We start from the raw sequence: 18,920 nt of genomic DNA, 5'->3' as shown, positions 1-18,920 counted from the left end.
CTGATGGCTGGCGCCGTTCTGCTTTGTAGCCCGGCCCTGACTTTTCTGCCAGTTCTGGCTGCACGCGCCGCAGATCCTGCTACGTACGGCCCCGCAGCGCCTTCTACTGCACAGCCTGCCCTTCCCGCCTCTCAGGCGGCAAAGGCCACGCCCCTTGCTTCATCGCCCCATCCGCCGCGCAAAACGCTCCATAACCGCCTTATGGATGCGGAAAAGGCTCTCGCCATGGCGGGGAATGAAAAGCAAGCTAGCGAAATCTCCGAACGTGCCGAAGCCCTCCGCAGCCGCGCCCTGACCGGCAGCGTACAGATGCTCATCAGCGATTCGCATGATGCGCTGGAAAAACATGATTTCCAGCAGGCACAGGACGATCTGACAGCCGCAATCACGATCCAGCCTGACCAGTTCGTGCTTTACCGTCAGCGTGCCGCCATCCGGCTGGCTGCGGGTGACAGCAACGGAGCCATCGCCGATCTGGGCGTTGAGCTTCAGGTTGATCCCGGTGATCCGACGGCCTGGGGCATGCTTGCGGAAGCAGAACATGAACGGCATGAGCCCGAGGCCGCTCTCAAGGCCTTCCATCAAATGCTGCTGATGAATCCGAAAACACCCGATTCTGACAAGCAGCTCAAAACGCTGGAGCAGGCCCGGGACGGCCAGCAGGACTGACGCTTCGGCGTCTCTTGCTCGGGCAACCCCTTGTATTGCCGGGTGTTCATCCCCTGATTCTTTTTTTCAGGAGATTTTTATGACCAAGCATTCCCCCGCCCCCGAAACCATCATTACAGAGCCGAACGCGAAGAAAAGCTGCTGCTCCAAGATGAAGACCTGCTGTCAGAAGGCCACGCGCGCCCGTGAAATCGGCCTCGCCGGCATGACCGCCATGGCCACATTTGGACCCAAGCGCTTCCGCCCGTATTTCCAGCAGATTCTGGCCGTAATCGCGGTCGTGACCGCTTCGGTCGAGTTTTTCCGCAAGCGCAAGAGCTGATTTTCCAGCCCTAAAGGAAGGAAATAGGGTCGATATCGATATCGACCTTTGCTCCGCCGGTCGGTTTGATATCTCCAAGCCATTGACGCAGAATCGGCTGCACGGCGATGCCTCGCATCGTCCGCAACAACAGTCTGCGGCGATGCCTTCCGCGCAGAACAGCAAGCGGGGCCGGCGCTGGCCCCAAGACCTGCACCCCTTCCCGCTCTGGCGCAGAGAGTGCAATTTCCCGCGCCAGCGCATCTGCCGCTTCCGCACTGGGCGCACTTACGATCAGCGCAGCCAATCGTCCGTAAGGCGGCCAGAATGACGGGCGTCTCTGCTCGGCCTCCTGCTCCATGAAGGTCTGGAAATCATTGGAGACCAGAGCCGTCATGACCGGATGCTCGCCGACATAACTCTGGAGCAGCACGCGCCCGCGGTGCTCCGCACGGCCCGCACGGCCCGCGACCTGATGCAGAAGCTGCACGGTCCGCTCCGCAGCGCGTAAATCTCCGCCCCCCAGGCCCAGATCGGCATCAACAACGCCCACGAGCGTCAGTTTCGGAAAATGCCAGCCCTTGGCCACAATCTGCGTGCCGATGATAAGATTGACCTCTCCGTCCGAAATCTTCCGAACCGCCTCCGCCGTAGCGGCGGGAGAACCGAGCGTATCGGAGGACATCACCAGCAGTTTCGCTTCCGGAAAGCGCAGCTTCGCCTCTTCCGTAATGCGCTCGATTCCCGGTCCGATGGGCACGAGTGAGTTCTCGGCGTGACACTCCGGGCAATCCTTGGGAATCCGCTCGTTATGCCCGCAGTGATGGCAGGTCAGAATACCCCGTGCCCGATGCTCCACCAGCCAGGCCGAACAGTTCGGGCACTGCATCCGGTGCCCGCAGGCCCGGCACAGCGTCAGCGGCGCATAGCCGCGCCGGTTGAGGAACAGCATGGCCTGCTCCCCCTTCTCCAGCGTCTCATCAATGGCAGTGCAGAGCTTGGGCGACAGAAACAGGCCGCGTTCGGGCGGGTCTGCCCGCATATCCACCAACGACACATCCGGTAGGGTCGCTCCGCCATGCCGCGCGGTCAGAAGTTCGTGCCGGTAGCGCCTGCTCTCCACATTCGCAAGCGTTTCGAGCGACGGCGTAGCGGAAACCAGAATGGCGGGCGCATCGGCCAGACGGGCGCGAACAACCGCCATGTCGCGCCCGTGATACATGACGCCCTCTTCCTGCTTGAAAGCACTCTCGTGCTCCTCGTCCACCACGACAAGGCCCAGATCAGCAAAGGGCAGGAACAGTGCCGAGCGGGCCCCCACCACAACGCGGGCACTCCCTTCCGCCACGGCCCGCCATGTCTCACGCCGGCGCTTGGCCCCGAGATCGGAGTGCCAGATGGCAGGTTCGACCCCAAAACGCCGGATGAAACGATCCGTCCACTGAGCGGAAAGCGCGATTTCCGGCAGCAAGACCAAGGCCTGTTTTCCCTTGGCCAGACAAGCCGCCACAGCCTCGAAATAGACCTCGGTCTTCCCTGAACCGGTCACGCCTTCCAGCAGGGTGACCTGAAACCGACCGGCTTCGACCGGCCTACAGAGTTCCTGCGCGACTTCAGCCTGTTCTTCGGAGAGTTTCGGCGCACCGTGGCTCGGGTCCGGCGTTGCGAACGGGGCGGCCACGTCAATAACAGCCTCGCGCAGCAAACCAGCACTGGCCAGACCACGGATCACGGCAGCACTCGCCCCGCTTCGGGAACCCAGCTCGGCAGTTGTCATGGGCGTAGACGAAACAAAATTGAGCACCGAACGGCGAGCCGGCGTAATGCGCAGATCGCCTTCCAGTGCATCAGTCCGCACCCAGCCCAAAGTGGGCTTGGGCGCATCTTTCAGATGGATACGCATCGCCATCGCCAGCACCAGACCCGGCGGGGTCAGCGTATAGGCAGCAACCCAGTCTATGAAGCGGCGCAGGCTCTGGGGAAGGGGCCGAACATCCAGCTTTCCCGCCACGGGACGCAGACGCGCAAGCGGGACCTCACGGCCGACCGGAAAGGCGAAATCCGCTGGCAGAGTGCGGTCGGTTTCCCAGACACACCCCACGGTTTCACGTCGACCCAACGGAACAGAGACAAGATCTCCGGGCTGAAGCGGCATAGGCGCGAGGTAGTCGAGTGGCCCCGGAAACGGCAGCGGCACGAGCACCGAAACACGCGTTCCGGTGGAAGGTGGCTTTCGCCGGAGATCAGGCTTGGATAGGCTGCTGGATGCCATGACCGTATCTAACCTCCCACGCTCCGAAATGCCATGACGGCCACATTAATGGCGCTCGATGCCCTGCGAGACTGGACCGAATGGCTGACTCACGAGAGGCGTTCGAGCCCACGCACGGTCGAAGCCTACCGGCACGACATTCTGCTGGCACTGACGTTTTTTCAGCAGCATCTGGGCGCCGAGGTGACATTGGCGGACCTGGGAAAACTCTCGCTTGCGGACCTGCGCGCCTGGCTTGCCCATGAAACGGCCCGTAGCGAACAACCAACACGCCGCACCACCAGCGCCGACTCGCGGGCACGCTCGCGGGCGAGGCATGTCTCCGCGCTGCGGTCGTTCTTCCGGTATCTGGGTCTACGGCACGATCTCTCCAATCCTGCACCCTCACTACTCGCCACGCCGCGCACGAAAAAGCGCCTGCCGCGCCCTCTTGGGGAAGACGCCGCACGGGCAGCGGCAGAAGGTATTTCCGATGATGCGGAAACCAGCCTGGCGGCATTTCGGGACCGCGCACTGTTCATGCTGCTTTATGGCACCGGGATGCGGATCGGCGAGGCACTGGCGCTCAATATCCGCGATCTGACCAACGCAGGACAAAACATGCTCCGAGTCGTCGGCAAGGGTGGCAAGGAACGGCTCGTGCCTTTACTTCCGGCCGTGATCAAGGTGCTGGAAAGCTGGAAAGCTGCCCATCCGTCTCCGACGCCCGATGCGCCCCTGTTCTGCGGGGTGCGCGGTGGGCGGCTCAATCCCGGCGTAGCCCAGCGCGCCATGCGGACCTGGCGCAAGGGCGAAGGTCTGCCTGATTCCGCAACGCCCCATGCCCTGCGCCATTCCTTTGCGACGCATCTGATGGAAGGCGGGGCCGACCTGCGCACCATTCAGGAACTGATGGGTCATGCCAGCCTCTCCACCACGCAGGCCTATACGCTGGCAGATGAAAAACACCTGCTTGATGTCTGGCGCAAAGCCCACCCACGGGCGGCGCAAGAGTCATGAGACGCCTTCTACCGGCCGCCCTGATCCTGGGCATGGCACTGTACGCAACAACGGTTCACGCCGCCCCCGTCTGCGAAATGAGCCGCGCCATCGTGTTGCCGCTGCGCGATGACGGAGGATATCTGAGCGTGTCCGTGACGGTGAACGGACGGGCGGCCTCCATGATCGTGGATACAGGCTCAGAAGGCAGCCTCATAACACCGGCTGGAGTCTCCGCCCTGCGCCTGCCGCCCGACCCCGAACACCGCACCATAATGCAGGGCCCCAATGGTAGCCCACGCCTGGTGCCGAACGTCCGGATTCAGGATCTCCGGCTTGGCACGCACCCTGCGGCCGAACTTCCCCTTGGCCCCGGAACAATGGCCGTCGGGATGCTCCCGGGTTCGCCCATAATCACGCCCCCCGTTCTGGGCCTGCTCGGCGCGGATGTTCTGGCGGATTACGATTTGGAATTCGATGTCCCACACCAGCGCCTGACTTTATGGACTATCCGTCTGGGCTCCCGCCTGTGTAAGCAGCCTCCCGTCTGGACCGGGCACTGGACGACCACACCCATACACCGGCAATCTGGGCGTCTGACCGTAGCCTTCACGCTGGACGGCCTGAGGGGCACGGCCCTGCTGGACAGCGGCGCGCGCTCACATATCGTAAGCACGGATTTCGCCCATCGCCTGGGCCTGACCGACGACCAGCTCGCCCTTGACCCCGGTGGCCTGACAGCAGGCATGGACATGAAGGAACGCGAATACCACTGGCACCATTTCGGGCGTCTTGAACTGGGAAGCACCGTCTGGACACGACCGGTCCTGACAGTCGCCCCGGTTCACGATCAGGCAGACATGCTGCTGGGCTCCGACTGGTTCGCCCATCACGAAATCTGGCTGTCTTACGCCACGCAGCAGCTTTTTTTTCGATAGGCGCAAGGCATCTGTCGTAGCGGGTTGCGACCCGCCGCCAGTCCTTGAGCCTTCCGAACATGGTCTCGATGCGATTGCTGCGTTTGTATTTCCGCCTGTCGTATTTGACCGGTTTCCCGCGAGATTTCCGTCCTGGAATGCAGGATTTTATCCCTTTCTCTTCCAGGGGTCCCTGAACCAGTCGGCGTCATACCCGCGATCTCCCAGCATCCATTGTGCGGCAGGAAGACTGTCCTGCAGTACAGAGGCACCGGTATAATTACTGACCTGACCCGTCGTCATGAAGAGGCTCAGCGGTCGTCTGTTCTGATCGGTGACCGGCATGTAGCTTCGTGTTCATGCCGCCTTTTTTAGCCGCAGGGTCACATCAATCATAATGGTTCGGGGCTCGGCCTTTGCAACAGACAGGCCATCCATCATCCGGGCGAAGATCCTCATACGCCCGAGCGCATCCCATTGCGGTGCACAAAAATGATGCCGCTCAACACGCGGCGGCTATCAACTCGGAGTCTGTCTTGGCTTTTCGGAAAGAGCGGCCACAGACGATCCATCTGTTTGTCCGTCAACCAAACACCGGTCGCTCACCTTCAGTCTCCTCGCTGAGCCTGAGCCTGAGCCTGAGCCTAGTGGGAATAATATCTGCATAAAAAAAAGCCCCTTCCCAAAGGAAGGGGCCTTATTTGAAAGGCTGTGCTCATTCACCCTTGAGGCGCGAATTGCACTGCGACCAGTAGCCGCCGCCCTTCTGGATCCATTTCAGAGCACCGTTCCCACCGTTCGCCTTGTTGGCGTTGTACTGGGCCACGCAGGTCTTCTGGCGGGCGCGGCCAGCCGAGAGCTTGCTGAACTCGGGAGAAATGGCGGTCGGGAACACAACATTGCCCGATGAGGCAACCGGAGCCTTCGTAGCAACCGGCGCGGCCGTGCTGGCCGAAGTTGCAGCCGCGGCCGGGGCGGCGGGGGTTGCTACGGCAGTCGGTGCGGCTTCAGCAGCCGCAGCCTTGGTCGTTGCAGCACAGTTGGCCGCCTTGAAGGCCTTGTAGGACTGGCCGTTCAGGGAACCGTTCTGCTTGGCCGTCTTGAATGCGGCGTGGCATTCCTTGGCGGTCATGGCATGCGCGGGGGCAACGCTCAGACCGGCGGCCAGAAGCGCTGCGAGGGAGAGGCCGGAAAAGGCTTTTGTAAACGTCATACAGAAAGAACCTTCATTCTGAAACCGGCGGGAGAAAACAGCCCCCGCAAGCATAACCGCCGAATGAGCGCAATCAGTTGATACGCTCACCATGCAAAATCATGTCGAGACCTTCAAGCTCCTCTTCCGGCGAGACCCGCAGGCCCATCACCAAATCCAGAACCTTAAGGATCAAGGTCGTCATGATAACACACCAGACCACCGTCACACCCACGGCCTCGGCCTGCGCCACGACCTGATGGACACTAGCAACCGTCCCCTCCGGGTTAGACGCCGTGGCCGAAAGCGGGCCATAGGCAAATGCGCCGGTCAGAATAGCGCCAATGATACCGCCGGTGCCGTGGACGCCGAACGCATCGAGGCTATCGTCATAATTAAAGCGGTGCTTGAGCCAGGTGGCGCTCCAGAAGCATCCCGCACCAGCAATCAGACCAATGAGGACAGCGCTGCCCGGTAGAACGAACCCTGCAGCCGGCGTAATGGCGACCAGACCAGCCACCGCACCCGAAATAATCCCCAGCGCCGTTGGCTTGCCCGTGCGCATCCATTCGACGACCATCCAGGCCACGCCGCCCGCTGCGGCAGCAACCTGCGTCGTCAACATGGCCATACCCGCCCGACCATTGGCCCCCAACGCAGAACCGGCATTGAAACCGAACCAGCCGACCCAGAGCAGCGACGCGCCGATAATGGCGTAAGTCAGGTTGAACGGAGACAGATCTTCCGTACCAATCCCCTTGCGGCGTCCCAGAATGATCGCACAGACCAGACCCGCCACACCGGAATTGATGTGGACGACCGTGCCGCCGGCGAAGTCCACCGCACCAAGCCCTGCAACCCAGCCGGTCGGGCTCCAAACCCAGTGCGCAACCGGCGCGTAGACCAGCAGCAACCAGGCCACCGTAAAGAGGCACATGGAAGAGAACTTCATGCGCTCGGCATAGGCACCCGTGATGAGGGCTGGAGTGATGACGGCGAACGTCATCTGGAACATCATGTAGACGCTCTCGGGAATTGTCATCGGCACGGCCGCAGGTGTGCCCGCGCCAAGCGTGAAGGCGGAATCAATCCCCTCATGGAAATTGTCCGCAACACCCCGCAGCAGGACGCGCGACAGATCCCCGATCCAGGGCGAACCCGTCGAGAACGCCAGACTGTACCCGGCCACCATCCAGACCAGACTTCCGATGCAGCAGATCATGAAGGACTGGATCAGCGTCGCCAGCACGTTCTTCTTACGGACCATGCCGCCATAGAACAGCGCCAGACCAGGGATGGTCATCATCAGGACAAAGGCCGTGCTGACAAGCATCCAGGCCGTATCACCCGTATCGATAGGCGCGGCTGCCGGAGCGGCCTGGGCGACGGCGGGCAGCGCGACGGCACCGGCTGCGAGGGAAAGTACGGAGCGCCTCAGCGCATGGACGGACATCACAGAGCGCCCTCGCCGGTTTCTCCCGTGCGGATGCGGATGAGCTGATCGAGGCTGGAGACCATAATCTTGCCGTCACCGATCTTGCCGGTGCGGGCTGCGGTCATGATTGCCTCGATCACGTCCTCGGCAATCGTGTCGGCAACTGCGACCTCGATCTTGAGCTTGGGCAAGAAGCTGACGTGATACTCAGCGCCGCGATAGATTTCCGTCTGGCCTTTCTGGCGGCCAAAACCCTTGACCTCGGTAACAGTCAGGCCCTGCACCCCAAGCGGGGTCAGGGCCTCGCGGACGTCATCGAGCTTGAACGGTTTGATGATGGCAGTAACGAGCTTCACGAACGGCATATCCTCGTTGCGGTCTGGCAATCTGTATCAGAGTATGCCCCAGATCATGCCAGTCTCATAATGATATTGGCAGACCGCCCATGTCGTTTTCGCTGAAATTTTCCTGAACCCCGGATGCTGTTGCCCAAACGCTTCGTCTCAGGGACGTCCGGGCATCCCGCCGGGAGGGACAGCAGGTGGGGTCGCAGGCATATCCGGGCCGCGATATGGACCATCCTGCGGGCGATTGACCGTCGGCGAGACCAGGTTGTCCGGCCACGGATTCTGGTCCGGCGTCCCGGAGACAATGGCGGTCCGACCACGCGGCAGACATTCCGGCATCTCAGTCCGCAAACGCCGCAGCATACGTTCACGGATGTCGCAGCCCAGATTCCACATCCCGTTCGCATCGACAGCCCCCGCGATCAACCGGATGGAAATGACCTGGGCATTGGTATCCGCGATCTGGCAACCAATGGAGGTCTTGTCCAGATCCCAGTCCGGGCACTTGGCGAGTTCCTCGAAATAGATCTCCCGCAGACGTTCGACCGGCGTCTGATAGTCCAGCCACAGAAACAGAGAACAGATCAGAGACGGCGAACTGTGCGTCCAGTTCTGGAACGGATTTTCAAGGAAGTAAGAGATCGGCACGATATAGCGACGCCGGTCCCAGGTGCGCAGGACAACATAGGTCGCGTTGATTTCCTCAACCCACGCCCAGTCTCCGTTCAGGATTAGCATGTCTTCCATGCGAATGGGCTGGGTCACGGCAATCTGGATGCCCGCGAGCAAATTCGTCAGGGCCGGACGGGCTGACAGACCAACGATCAGGGAGGCCGCACCGGCAGACGCAAACAGCGAGACGCCAAATTTCTGCACCGAATGGAACACCATCAGCGAGGATGCGACCGTCAGCACACCGAATGAAATCTCGGTCAGGCGACGCAGAACGCGGATCTGCGTCTGGTGCGAGCGCGCGGTGATATCGTCCGTGTGCTCTTTGGCTGTGATACGGTTAAGATACTGGTCCGTCAGCAGGCGAAACGTCCTGATGATGCCGAAACCGAGATTAAGGATGAACAGACACAGAAAAGCCTGCTCCAAAAAGGCGGTCGTCGCATCGGTAAAGCCCGTCGTGGCCTGAAGGGCGGCACTGACGGCAATAATGATCAGGAAATTGCGAATGATCGTCCGCAGGCGTGCAATGATGGCGTGAATGAACTGAATGCGGCGCAGACCCGGCAGGCGCGGCAGGGCGTCCGTAATGACCCGACTGAACAGCAGCGCAATGCCCGCCGCCAGAAGCAGCAGCAGGATCGAACCCAGCGGAGCAGGAAGCCAGCTCAGAAGATTCCCGACCCGGCTCATGGAATTGACGTAGGAATGTTCAATCATACGCTGTGCGGTTCCCTTATCCCCTGCATAGTCTAACCGATGCGGCTCCGGACGGCTCCATGGAGCCGGAAAGCCGGTCTGGTACGGAAAAGGCGCAGGGCCGTCTTCCGCTGCCATTGTCATCTGGCGCTCATAGCGATGGAGAACAGAACACCGTCCGAAACGAAATGTTCCCTGATTTCTCCGACGCCGCCAGACATTCATTCAGGATTACGGTCCTACCATGCCGCCCCGAACAGGAAACAAGAACACCAAAGCCGCATTCCGCATCTAATTTTCTGATTATGCATCCCGAATTTTCGGGAATCGACTGCAAAAATACAGTTCGAAAGTCGCATTTCTTTAACGGTATATCTGCGGCACATCCGGATTATTCAACACAGTTCACCCCGATACTGTCACTGGCACGCTGGCGCAGACATTTCATCGGGCCGCAGGCACGTCTGTCACGCGCACGCCCCCTTCCGCTCAAACCGCCGCAGGAGTAGGACAGGGGCAGGGAGATGAGTACAATGAAAAAAACCCATTACGACCTCTGCATCAACGGCGCCGGCCCTGTAGGCGCTACGCTGGCGTGTCGTCTGGCGGCAGAGGGCGTTCGCGTCCTGCTCATCGACCGCAATGCCCTGCCCGGCATGGAAGATCCGGCTCTGGATGGCCGGGCCTATGCCATCGCGGAAGGCTCCCGCCGGATGCTTGCGGAGGCGGGCATCTGGGACAATCTGCCCAATGTGGCCCAGCCGATCCATGAAATCCTCGTGGCGGACGGACGCCCTCACGAGGCCCCTTCCCCGCTAACGCTGCATTTCGGCCCGGAAGATGCGCCCGAAGGCCAGAGCTTTGGCTGGATGGTCGAGGCACGGGACCTCCGGCTGGCTATCAACCGGACATTGCAGCAGTATGACAGCCTTGATGTGCTGGCGCCGGATCTGGGAAACTTCACGTTCCATCCGGATCATGTCTCCATCCGTCTGGCCTCCGGCAATACCGTAACGGCGAAAATTGCCGTAGCAGCGGAAGGCCGTCGATCCCCGCTCCGCCGTCAGGCGCGGATCGGCCTGACGAAAATTCCCTATAATGAATACGGCATCGTTGCGACCATCGCGCATGAAAAGCCGCATCATGGCGTGGCGCTCGAACATTTTCTGCCGGAAGGCCCGTTTGCGCGGCTGCCCATGCCAGGCACAGCCGAACACCCACACCGCTCCGCCATCGTCTGGGCCGAGGGCGAAGGCCGCGCCCAGCGCTTCCATGACTTGCCGGACGAGATTTTCGCCCGTGAAATCAAGGCCCGCATGGCGGACGAAGATCTGGGCGAGATCACCCCGACCGGTCGTCGTTGGATCTATCCACTCTCGGCCCAATATGCCCACAGCTATATCGGCCCGCGCCTCGCTCTGGCTGGCGATGCAGCGCACGGCATTCATCCGATTGCCGGGCAAGGCCTGAACATCGGCTTCCGGGACGTGATCTCACTCGCGAACCTGCTCATCGAGGCACACCGCAATCACAAGGACATGGGAAGCCGCGAGCTTCTGGTCCGCTATCAGCGCAACACCCGCCCCGGCAACATGGCCATGCTCGCCGCAACGGACGCGCTTGAGCGCCTGTTCGGGAACGACAATCTCGTCCTGCGCCGTCTGCGCGATATGGGCATCGCGGGCATCCAGCGCTTTCCCGCCCTCCGCCGGGCCTTCGTCAGAAAGGCCATGGGCGTATGACGCGAGCCGCTACCGAAACGCCCCCCGAAAGAACATCGGACCTCACGGCCTTCTGGCAGGACATGCAATCCCAGGCCTGCAGTTGCCATGATCCGCTGATCCAGGATGTGTTTTCCACCAATATCGGAGACCATCCGGATTTTGCGTCCGCGCTGGCCTCCCTGCTGGGCACGAAACTTGCGGACCGCTCCATTCCAGCGACGAGCATCACCCGGCTCGTCGCCTCGATCCTGAGCGCCGATCCCGATATCGCCGAAGCCGCGGCAGCAGATATTCTCGCGACCTATGACCGCGACCCGGCCTGCCCCGACCTCGTCACGCCCTTCCTGTTCTTCAAGGGATGGCAGGCGCTTCAGGCTTACCGGATCTCGCATCATCTCTGGACGAAGGGCCGCCAGCATCTGGCCCATCATTTCCAGAGCCGGATCAACGAGCTTTTCGCCATCGACATTCACCCTGCGGCCCGTCTCGGGCGCCGGCTGAGCATCGACCACGGAACGGGGATTGTTATCGGCGAGACCTGTATCGTCGAAGATGACGTCTCGCTATTTCAGGATGTCACGCTGGGCGGTACGGGCAAACTAAGCGGCAACCGTCACCCCATCGTGCGCCGCGGTGCCATGATCGGCGCGGGCGCCAGAATCCTCGGACGCCTCGTCATCGGGGAATATGCCCGGATCGGCGCGGCCTCAGTCGTGCTGGAAGACATCCCGGCCTATTCTACAGCAGTCGGCAACCCGGCGCGGATCGTGGGCACTACACCCCGGCCAGCCTGAAAGCCGGGCTTAAAGAAAAATCAGGGCCCGGAGCCTGCGCCCCGGCCCCTGATGTCTCTTACTTGTTCGAGAACTTGAAAATCGTCGTGTAATCGAACGTCTGGCCCGGCTTGAGTTCAGTCGTTGGGAAAGACGGGTGGTTCGGGCTGTCGGGATAATGCTCGGCCTCGAACGCAATCGCATCGCCCTGACGATAGGCATGACCGGATACCCCGGCATAACCGCCATCCAGCGAGTTGGACGTGTAGACCTGAAGCCCCGGCTGGTTCGTCAGGATTTCCATGCTGCGGCCCGAACGCGGATCGTAGACCTTGCCCGCCAGACGCGGTGCCTGACCGTAAGCACCATTGACGACCCAGTTCATGTCATAGCCACGCGCATACATCATCTGCTGGTCGTTGCTGCGCAGACGGTCCCCGATGATGGTCGGCTTGCTGAAATCAAGCGGCGTCCCGGCAACAGGCGCGATCTGGCCAGTCGGGATGGACGTGGCATCGGTCGGCGTGAATCCATCGGCGTTGATCTGCAGGATTTCCGGCTCGATGGAGCCCGAACCCTCGCCATTCAGGTTCCAGTAACTGTGGTTCGTCAGGTTCAGAACCGTCGGCGCATCGGTCGTGGCGACATAATGCAACGACAGGGCATTGTCGGTGCCCAGCGTATAGGTCACATGTGTCGTCAGCTTGCCAGGGAAGCCCTGATCGCCGTTCGGGCTGACCAGCTTGAGCGTCAGATACGCACCGTTGGCATTGGTGCCGGTCTTTTCGATCGTCCAGACGTTCTTATCGAAGCCCTTCTTGCCGCCATGCAGAGCGTTCGGCGGTGCCGTCACGTCAGTGTGATAAATCTTGCCTTCAACGGGAAAGTTACCGCCTGCGAGACGGTTGGCGTAGCGGCCGATGATGGCGCCGAAAAACAGGCCGCCCTTCGCGCTGTCGACCGTGTAACCCTTCAGGTTGTCAAAGCCAAGAACCACGTCCTGGACATGCCCCTCACGGTCCGGCGTCTCGACGGACTGGATGATGCCGCCATAGGTGATGATACGGGCCGTCGTGCCGAGGTCGTTCTTTAGGGTCACGATCCGCACGGGCTTGCCATCCGGCGTGCTGCCCCAGGGCTGACTGACCACGGTAGGATGCGCCTGTGCCACACCAGCCCCCACGGAGAGAACCGCGACAGTCGCAAAAAGCGCACTTCTGGAGCCGAAGAATCTGGACATTGAAAACCTCCCGGGTGTTGAGTTGGGGCCACAGTGATCCCAAAAACCTTGAGGGGTCAAAGCCTCGAAAGTGACGGCAGAGTATCTGGATCGCTAAAGCAGATGCCCTCTTCAAACGACCAGCATTTGCAGACATACAGGGATGCACGCTATCGGAGGATACGTTATGACTACGCCCCTCCGCAGTTTTCCGCGACGGATGGCGTGTGGCCCATCGGGGTTCATGGAGTCCTGCAGGGAACGGATTATGAAAATTTCCGTTTCTCTGTGACTTCTTCGTGAGCACAGGGCTGGGAAGGGCATTTTGGGGATGGTTATGGACTTTCGGCAGGACGAAAACGAAATCCGGGAGACGCGCTCACGCCGTGTGTCACGCCGCAGCAGGGCTCTCGCAGGGGCCCTCGCCCTGCTGACGCTCGGAGCCTGTGGCTCGCTGCGTAACCCACCGCCGAAGGATCCGGACGACCTGGCGGACTACAAGGCCGCCAACGATCCTTACGAACCCATGAACCGCAAGATGTACAACCTCCAGATGTGGGCCTATCACAAGGTCCTGCGCCCGGTAGGCAAGGCCTGGATCTGGGCTGTTCCCAAGCCCGTGCGTCATTCCATTGCAAATGTAAATGAAACCTGGCGCGAGCCTGCCGTGTTTTTCTCGGATGTGGGCGCAGGCAAGCCGCGTCGTGCCGGAGATGCTTTCATGCGCTTCGCCATCAATATGAGTGCTGGCGTGGCTGGCTTTTTCGATGTTGCCGGCCTCGTCGGGTACAAGCAGCACGAAACCGATCCCGGCCTGACGCTGGGAACCTGGGGCGTGGCGGGCGGCCCGTACCTGTTCGTGCCTTTTATTGGCCCGACCAACATCCGTGACGGCATCGGCTACGGCATCAGCCAAGGCCTGACGCCGATCAACTATGTGCCTCGCGGCTATGATCTGCTAACCTTCAACTGGGCTTACAACGTGGCCGGGACCATGGAAGGCTATGCCAGCTCCATCGACCAGATCGACCATCTCGAACAGGACAGCCTTGACCCGTACTCCTATATCCGGAGTGCTTGGCAGCAGAACCGTCAGAGCCAGATCGACACCATCAAGAGCGACGATCGCGCAACAACCCCTGACTGGTACAACTGAGGAGAACGACATGTTCAACGTATTTTCGCGCCGCGCTGCTCTTGGGGCCGTCGTCTCCCTCGCCGTTGCAACAGGGGCAGCTCACGCCAGTACAGCGACAGATTTCGTGAACTCCTTCGGGAGCCGTCTGGCTGCTGTGGTCAACTCGGGCAAGTCGCTGGACGAAAAGAAGAAAGAGGTTCTTCCGCTGCTCAAGGATAACGTCGATATTACCGGGATTGGCCGCTACTGCCTCGGCAAATACTGGCGTACCGCAACACCGGCCCAGCGTGACAAGTACATCTCCCTGTTCGATCAGGTGCTAGTCAACACCATCACGGACCAGATCGGCAACTACAAGGGCGTGAGCTTCCGCGTCACGACGACGACGACGACCCCGGATGGCGAGCGCGTCAATGCGCTGATCGACCGTCCGGGCCAACCGGAGGTCAACATGCAGCTCATCATCGGCGGCAACCCACCCAAGGTCGTGGACATGTATGGCGAAGGTGCCAGCCTGCGCATGAACCAGCGCAGCGATTACAGCTCTTATCTGGCCCGCCATAACGGCGACGTCGATGCGCTGAACGCTGCCCTTGAGCGCCAGCTAAACCACCACCAGTAAGATACTGCTACAAACTACCGCTTCTGCGGTTATGAGTTCCTGAAACGGACGGCTTTCCAGCGGAGAGCCGTCCGTTCTGCTATCCAGCGCCGTGAGACAAGACCGGATGACAAGCCCGACATTGCCAAAAGCCGGACAGACAGCACGGAGCAAGGGTTTTCCTGACCTCGGGCGTCAGGGCGGACTTCTGGCGGTCTTCACCCTCGCCTGCCTGACATTCTTCGGTTGGACATGCTGGAAAGGCCTCTGGTTCCTCTCGTTCTGCGACGAGGGCGAACATCTTCTGGGCGGCAGGATGCTGAACGAGGGCGGCAAGCTCTATGTGTCCTATGTGGACACACACGGGCCGGTCATCTTCATGCTGTCCCAGCTCTACGGCGCCCTCTTCGGATGGCATTTCCCGCAGGGCGCACGGCTGTTCCTGCCGCTTCTGGCGCTCATGGCCGCCGCGTCCCTCTGCGCCACATCCGCCCTGCCCGGACGCCGACAGCGCCTTCTCGCCAGTCTGGTCTTCGTCGGCGGACTTGCGTCCTACTGGCTGATGGACGCGTTCTACATGGTCAGTTTCTACGCCGTAGCCGGGTTTCTGACCGTGGGACTGCTGGCCCTGTTCGTGGTGCCGGCCTGGCTCGGCAGAACCCCGCCTGCCCTGCCTTCAGCGCTCGCGGGTCTGTGTCTGATCCTGATCCTGGCATGCGCCTACGCCTATGGACCAGGAGCGCTCCTGATCGTAGCGTCCGCCCTCTGGCTTCTGGCCGGACAGAAGAACTACGGGGCCATCCGGGCCTTCGCAGGGGGCGTTCTTCTTGGCGTGTTCCTGCTGGGTCTGTGGTTCCTGAGATATGCGGATCTCGGAAGTTTCGTGGTCTTCCATATCCTCTTCAACCAGATCGCCTATGCCCCGTTCATTCATTTCGGACCGGGCACCTTCCTGCTCTCCCTTCTGCCCTCTTTTCAGGGTGAGGCGTTTTACCCCACCCTCGCCCATATCCTGCTCATCGGTTCACTTCCCCTGCTGCTCTACAGGCGGCCGGAGCGCAACAGGATCGCCATCCTGATCGGCTTCGTGGGCATTATTCTTCTCAACGCGCGTGCCGCCGTGGGCTTCAAGGACGGGCAGACCCTGATCGTGGCGTTTGCGCTGGCAGGACTGGCGCTCATGGCATTTTTCGAACAGCGGGGAGAGTCGGGCAAGACGGTCAGCAAGGCTTTGCCCTGCGCCATTCTAGTGGTGCTGGCGTTCTGGAGCAGCAGCCATCTGCCCACCAACACCCCCTTCGGCTGGACCTACCGGGACACCACCCACAGACCACCCTACACGCTGTATCAACCGGTCAATGACGCCATCAGCCAGAAGGTCCGAGCGCTCGTGCCGCCGGGACAGCCCATCCTGATGCTGCCCTACATGCCCGAGTTCTACTGGATGGCCGACCGGCGGCCGCCTTATGGCTATTACGAGTATCTGCCCTGGGACTGGGTTTATGCCCAACATTCCATCCCGGGCTATCCGCATGATCTGTGCCAGAGCCTGCTGAAAGACCCGCCGCCCCTGATCGTCTACATGCCCGAGAGCGATCCCGCGTCGCTGACCGTCCGGCCGTTTTTCGCCTGCGTCAGGGAAAGACTGGCCAGCCTGTACATGCCGGTCGAGGGGTTCCCGTCCCTGCACGTCCTGCGCCCCCGGTAGGGCGGCCACGCGTCAGTCCGCCGTGATTTCGTACAGAAGCATGGTGTCGCCGTTGCGATCGAAGGTCTGAGTGTGGTGCAGACCCAGACTGCCCAGAACCGTACGGGACGCGAGATTGTCTTCCCGCGCAACGGCCACGATCCGTTTCTCCCCACAGTCGAGCACATAGCGCAGGGCGGCCGCAGCGGCTTCGCGGGCGATGCCGCGCCCGGCGGCCCAGGGGAACAGGGCAAAGCGCAGCCCGAGACCGCGCCCGTCAGGGCGTTCATGAACGCCCGTGATGCCAACGAAGCGGCCATTTTCGCGGATGGCAAAAATCCCCACGCCGCGCCTGGCCCAAAAACTGACGTCCTCCGCCATTTCCTCTTCGGTCGCGGTCCGGTTACGAACACCACCGAGCATCTTGGCGAAGGCACCGGCATCGCCCTTAAGCGCCACCATATCTTCGAGGTCCGGCCAGTTGACCGGAGTCAGAACAAGCCGGGCGGTTCGGATTTCACGCCCCAGCACGCAGCTCTCCCCAGACCATCAGCAGAAACCTTCAACGGACAGAATTACCCCGTCCGCTGAACGGAAAACGCCGGATCAGCGGGCCAGCGGGCGGTACTTGATGCGGCCGGGTTCGGTGGCATCCGGGCCCAGACGACGGCGCTTGTCAGCTTCGTAGTCCTGGAAGTTGCCCTCGAACCATTCGACATGGCTGTCACCCTCAAACGCAAGGATATGCGTGGCCAGACGGTCGAGGAACCAGCGGTCATGGGTGATGATCACGGCGCAACCAGCAAATTCTGCCAGAGCGTCTTCGAGAGCACGCAGCGTATCGACGTCAAGATCATTGGTCGGTTCGTCGAGCAGGATGACGTTGCTGTCCTGCTTGAGCATCTTCGCCAGATGCACGCGGTTGCGCTCACCACCCGACAGGATACCCACACGCTTCTGCTGGTCCGCGCCCTTGAAGTTGAACGCGCCCACATAAGCGCGGGACGGCACCGTGCGCTTGCCAAGCTGGATGACGTCCGTACCGCCGGAAATTTCTTCCCAGACGGTCTTGTTGTCATCGAGCGTGTTGCGGGACTGGTCCACATAACCCAGCTTCACCGTCTCGCCGATCTTGAGCGAACCGCCATCCGGCGCATCATCGCCCGTGATCATTTTGAACAGCGTGGACTTACCCGCACCGTTCGGCCCGATCACGCCCACGATGCCGCCCGGCGGCAGCTTGAAGCTGAGATTGTCGATCAGCAGACGATCGCCAAAGCCCTTGCTGAGATTTTCGGCCTCAATGACCGTGCCACCCAGACGCGGGCCCGGCGTAATCACGATATCTGCCGTGCCGCCTGCCTTTTCGGCATTTGCCGCCAGCATTTCCTCATACTTCGTGATACGCGCCTTGCTCTTCGCCTGACGGGCCTTCGGGGAGCTGGAAATCCACTCCTGCTCGGCGGCGAGAGCGCGCTGGCGGGAGCTTTCTTCCTTCTCTTCCTGCGCCAGACGCTTACGCTTCTGCACGAGCCAGGAGGAGTAGTTGCCTTCGAACGGATAGCCACGACCACGCTCGAGTTCGAGAATCCAGTTCGTGACGTTGTCGAGGAAGTAACGGTCATGGGTGATGACCATGACGGTGCCCTGATAGTCCCGCAGCGTCTTTTCGAGCCAGCTCACGCTCTCAGCGTCGAGATGGTTGGTCGGTTCGTCAAGCAGCAGGATGTCGGGCTTTTCAAGCAGCAGGCGGCACAGTGCCACGCGGCGGCGTTCACCACCCGAGAGCTTCGTGACCGGGCTGTCGGCCGGCGGGCAACGCAGCGCATCGAGCGCGATTTCCAGCTTGCGGTCCAGCTCCCAGCCGTCGCCAGCGTCGATCTTTTCCTGAAGATCGGCCTGCTCGGCAAGCAGCGCAGTCATTTCATCGTCCGACATCGGCTCTGCGAACTTCATCGAAATCTCGTTGAAGCGATCCACGGCCTTTTTCAGGTCCCCAAAGCCCTGCGCAACATTCTCGCCGACCGTCATGCTCTCGTCGAGCTTGGGCTCCTGTTCGAGATAGCCGATGCGGACGCCCTCGGCGGCCCATGCCTCGCCGCCATATTCTTTCTCAATGCCCGCCATGACCTTGAGCAGCGTGGACTTACCCGCGCCGTTCACACCCAGCACACCGATCTTCACACCCGGCAGGAAGGACAGCGTGATGCCCTTGAAGACTTCGCGCCCACCCGGATAGGCCTTCGTGAGGTCCTTCATGACATAGACGTACTGGTAGGCGGCCATGGGAGGTCTC

At 61.2% G+C, this 18,920-nt stretch carries 17 protein-coding genes and 1 pseudogene; 9 read left to right on the top strand and 9 right to left on the bottom strand.

The features are described 5' to 3' along the window. Positions 1-3: 3 nt before the first annotated feature. The gene (locus GSP01_RS02900; protein ID WP_174787526.1) at positions 4-669 is read left to right on the top strand and encodes a tetratricopeptide repeat protein; all 666 of its coding nucleotides are present in this window, start codon (positions 4-6) and stop codon (positions 667-669) included. Positions 670-748: 79 nt separating this feature from the next. After that, positions 749-991: a hypothetical protein gene (locus GSP01_RS02895; RefSeq protein ID WP_141350491.1), complete on the top strand. Its 243-nt coding sequence runs from the start codon at positions 749-751 to the stop codon at positions 989-991. A gap of 10 nt (positions 992-1,001) precedes the next feature. Here the strand turns inward: GSP01_RS02895 and GSP01_RS02890 are convergent, their stop codons facing one another. Continuing rightward, positions 1,002-3,242, bottom strand: coding sequence for a primosomal protein N' (locus GSP01_RS02890; RefSeq protein WP_141350488.1), 2,241 nt, complete (start codon positions 3,240-3,242; stop codon positions 1,002-1,004). Between the two features lie 33 nt (positions 3,243-3,275). Here GSP01_RS02890 and GSP01_RS02885 point away from each other — a divergent pair, with 33 nt between their 5' ends. Continuing rightward, a complete protein-coding gene (locus GSP01_RS02885) occupies positions 3,276-4,241 on the top strand; it encodes a tyrosine recombinase XerC (protein WP_141350485.1) in 966 nt (321 codons plus the stop codon). After that, positions 4,238-5,158 (top strand): retroviral-like aspartic protease family protein, encoded by a 921-nt coding sequence (locus tag GSP01_RS02880; protein WP_141350482.1) that lies wholly within the window; start codon positions 4,238-4,240, stop codon positions 5,156-5,158. The genes GSP01_RS02885 and GSP01_RS02880 overlap by 4 nt, the downstream gene beginning before the upstream one ends. A 7-nt stretch (positions 5,159-5,165) precedes the next feature. Here the strand turns inward: GSP01_RS02880 and GSP01_RS02875 are convergent. The 5 genes and pseudogenes from GSP01_RS02875 to GSP01_RS02855 form a co-directional block, all read right to left on the bottom strand. Then, positions 5,166-5,709 (bottom strand): annotated as a pseudogene (locus tag GSP01_RS02875) (IS5 family transposase); the annotation flags it as partial. 143 nt (positions 5,710-5,852) lie between these two features. Beyond that, the gene (locus GSP01_RS02870) at positions 5,853-6,350 is read right to left on the bottom strand and encodes a hypothetical protein (RefSeq protein ID WP_141350479.1); all 498 of its coding nucleotides are present in this window, start codon (positions 6,348-6,350) and stop codon (positions 5,853-5,855) included. 73 nt (positions 6,351-6,423) lie between these two features. Next, positions 6,424-7,782, bottom strand: a complete 1,359-nt coding sequence (locus tag GSP01_RS02865) for an ammonium transporter (RefSeq protein WP_283091532.1) — start codon at positions 7,780-7,782, stop codon at positions 6,424-6,426. Next, positions 7,782-8,120, bottom strand: coding sequence for a P-II family nitrogen regulator (locus GSP01_RS02860; protein ID WP_174787525.1), 339 nt, complete (start codon positions 8,118-8,120; stop codon positions 7,782-7,784). Before GSP01_RS02860 ends, GSP01_RS02865 begins: the two co-directional genes overlap by 1 nt. Positions 8,121-8,267: 147 nt before the next feature. Next, on the bottom strand, positions 8,268-9,503 hold the full coding sequence (locus GSP01_RS02855; RefSeq protein WP_167495462.1) for a mechanosensitive ion channel family protein: 1,236 nt from the start codon (positions 9,501-9,503) through the stop codon (positions 8,268-8,270). Positions 9,504-10,006: 503 nt separating this feature from the next. Here GSP01_RS02855 and GSP01_RS02850 point away from each other — a divergent pair. Both GSP01_RS02850 and cysE read left to right on the top strand, forming a co-directional pair. Further along, on the top strand, positions 10,007-11,224 hold the full coding sequence (locus tag GSP01_RS02850; RefSeq protein ID WP_141350476.1) for a UbiH/UbiF/VisC/COQ6 family ubiquinone biosynthesis hydroxylase: 1,218 nt from the start codon (positions 10,007-10,009) through the stop codon (positions 11,222-11,224). Continuing rightward, positions 11,221-12,000, top strand: a complete 780-nt coding sequence (cysE, locus tag GSP01_RS02845) for a serine O-acetyltransferase (protein ID WP_141350473.1) — start codon at positions 11,221-11,223, stop codon at positions 11,998-12,000. The genes GSP01_RS02850 and cysE overlap by 4 nt, the downstream gene beginning before the upstream one ends. A 58-nt stretch (positions 12,001-12,058) precedes the next feature. On the opposite strand, the gene GSP01_RS02840 is transcribed toward cysE, so the two are convergent. After that, entirely contained in the window at positions 12,059-13,219 is a 1,161-nt protein-coding gene (locus GSP01_RS02840; protein WP_141350470.1) for an aldose epimerase family protein, read from the bottom strand. Positions 13,220-13,535: 316 nt separating this feature from the next. Here GSP01_RS02840 and GSP01_RS02835 point away from each other — a divergent pair, with 316 nt between their 5' ends. From GSP01_RS02835 to GSP01_RS02825, 3 genes are all read left to right on the top strand, one after another. Then, positions 13,536-14,354 carry an MlaA family lipoprotein gene (locus tag GSP01_RS02835; RefSeq protein WP_141350652.1) on the top strand — a complete coding sequence of 273 codons (819 nt, stop codon included), beginning with the start codon at positions 13,536-13,538 and terminating at the stop codon, positions 14,352-14,354. Positions 14,355-14,364: 10 nt separating this feature from the next. Beyond that, positions 14,365-14,958, top strand: coding sequence for an MlaC/ttg2D family ABC transporter substrate-binding protein (locus GSP01_RS02830; RefSeq protein ID WP_141350467.1), 594 nt, complete (start codon positions 14,365-14,367; stop codon positions 14,956-14,958). A 106-nt stretch (positions 14,959-15,064) separates the two neighbouring features. Next, a complete protein-coding gene (locus GSP01_RS02825) occupies positions 15,065-16,645 on the top strand; it encodes a hypothetical protein (RefSeq protein WP_141350464.1) in 1,581 nt (526 codons plus the stop codon). Positions 16,646-16,657: 12 nt separating this feature from the next. Here GSP01_RS02825 and GSP01_RS02820 read toward each other — a convergent pair whose 3' ends face one another. Next, complete coding sequence (locus GSP01_RS02820) at positions 16,658-17,155, bottom strand: GNAT family N-acetyltransferase (protein ID WP_141350460.1); 498 nt, start codon at positions 17,153-17,155, stop codon at positions 16,658-16,660. 75 nt (positions 17,156-17,230) lie between these two features. Beyond that, the gene (gene ettA / locus GSP01_RS02815) at positions 17,231-18,910 is read right to left on the bottom strand and encodes an energy-dependent translational throttle protein EttA (protein WP_141350458.1); all 1,680 of its coding nucleotides are present in this window, start codon (positions 18,908-18,910) and stop codon (positions 17,231-17,233) included. Between the last annotated feature and the right edge of the window lie 10 nt (positions 18,911-18,920).

This window comes from Gluconobacter sphaericus NBRC 12467, assembly GCF_006539125.1.
Lineage (GTDB): Bacteria > Pseudomonadota > Alphaproteobacteria > Acetobacterales > Acetobacteraceae > Gluconobacter > Gluconobacter sphaericus.
Note: the sequence above shows the minus strand (reverse complement) of the source record. Positions and strands in the feature narration are given on the sequence as shown.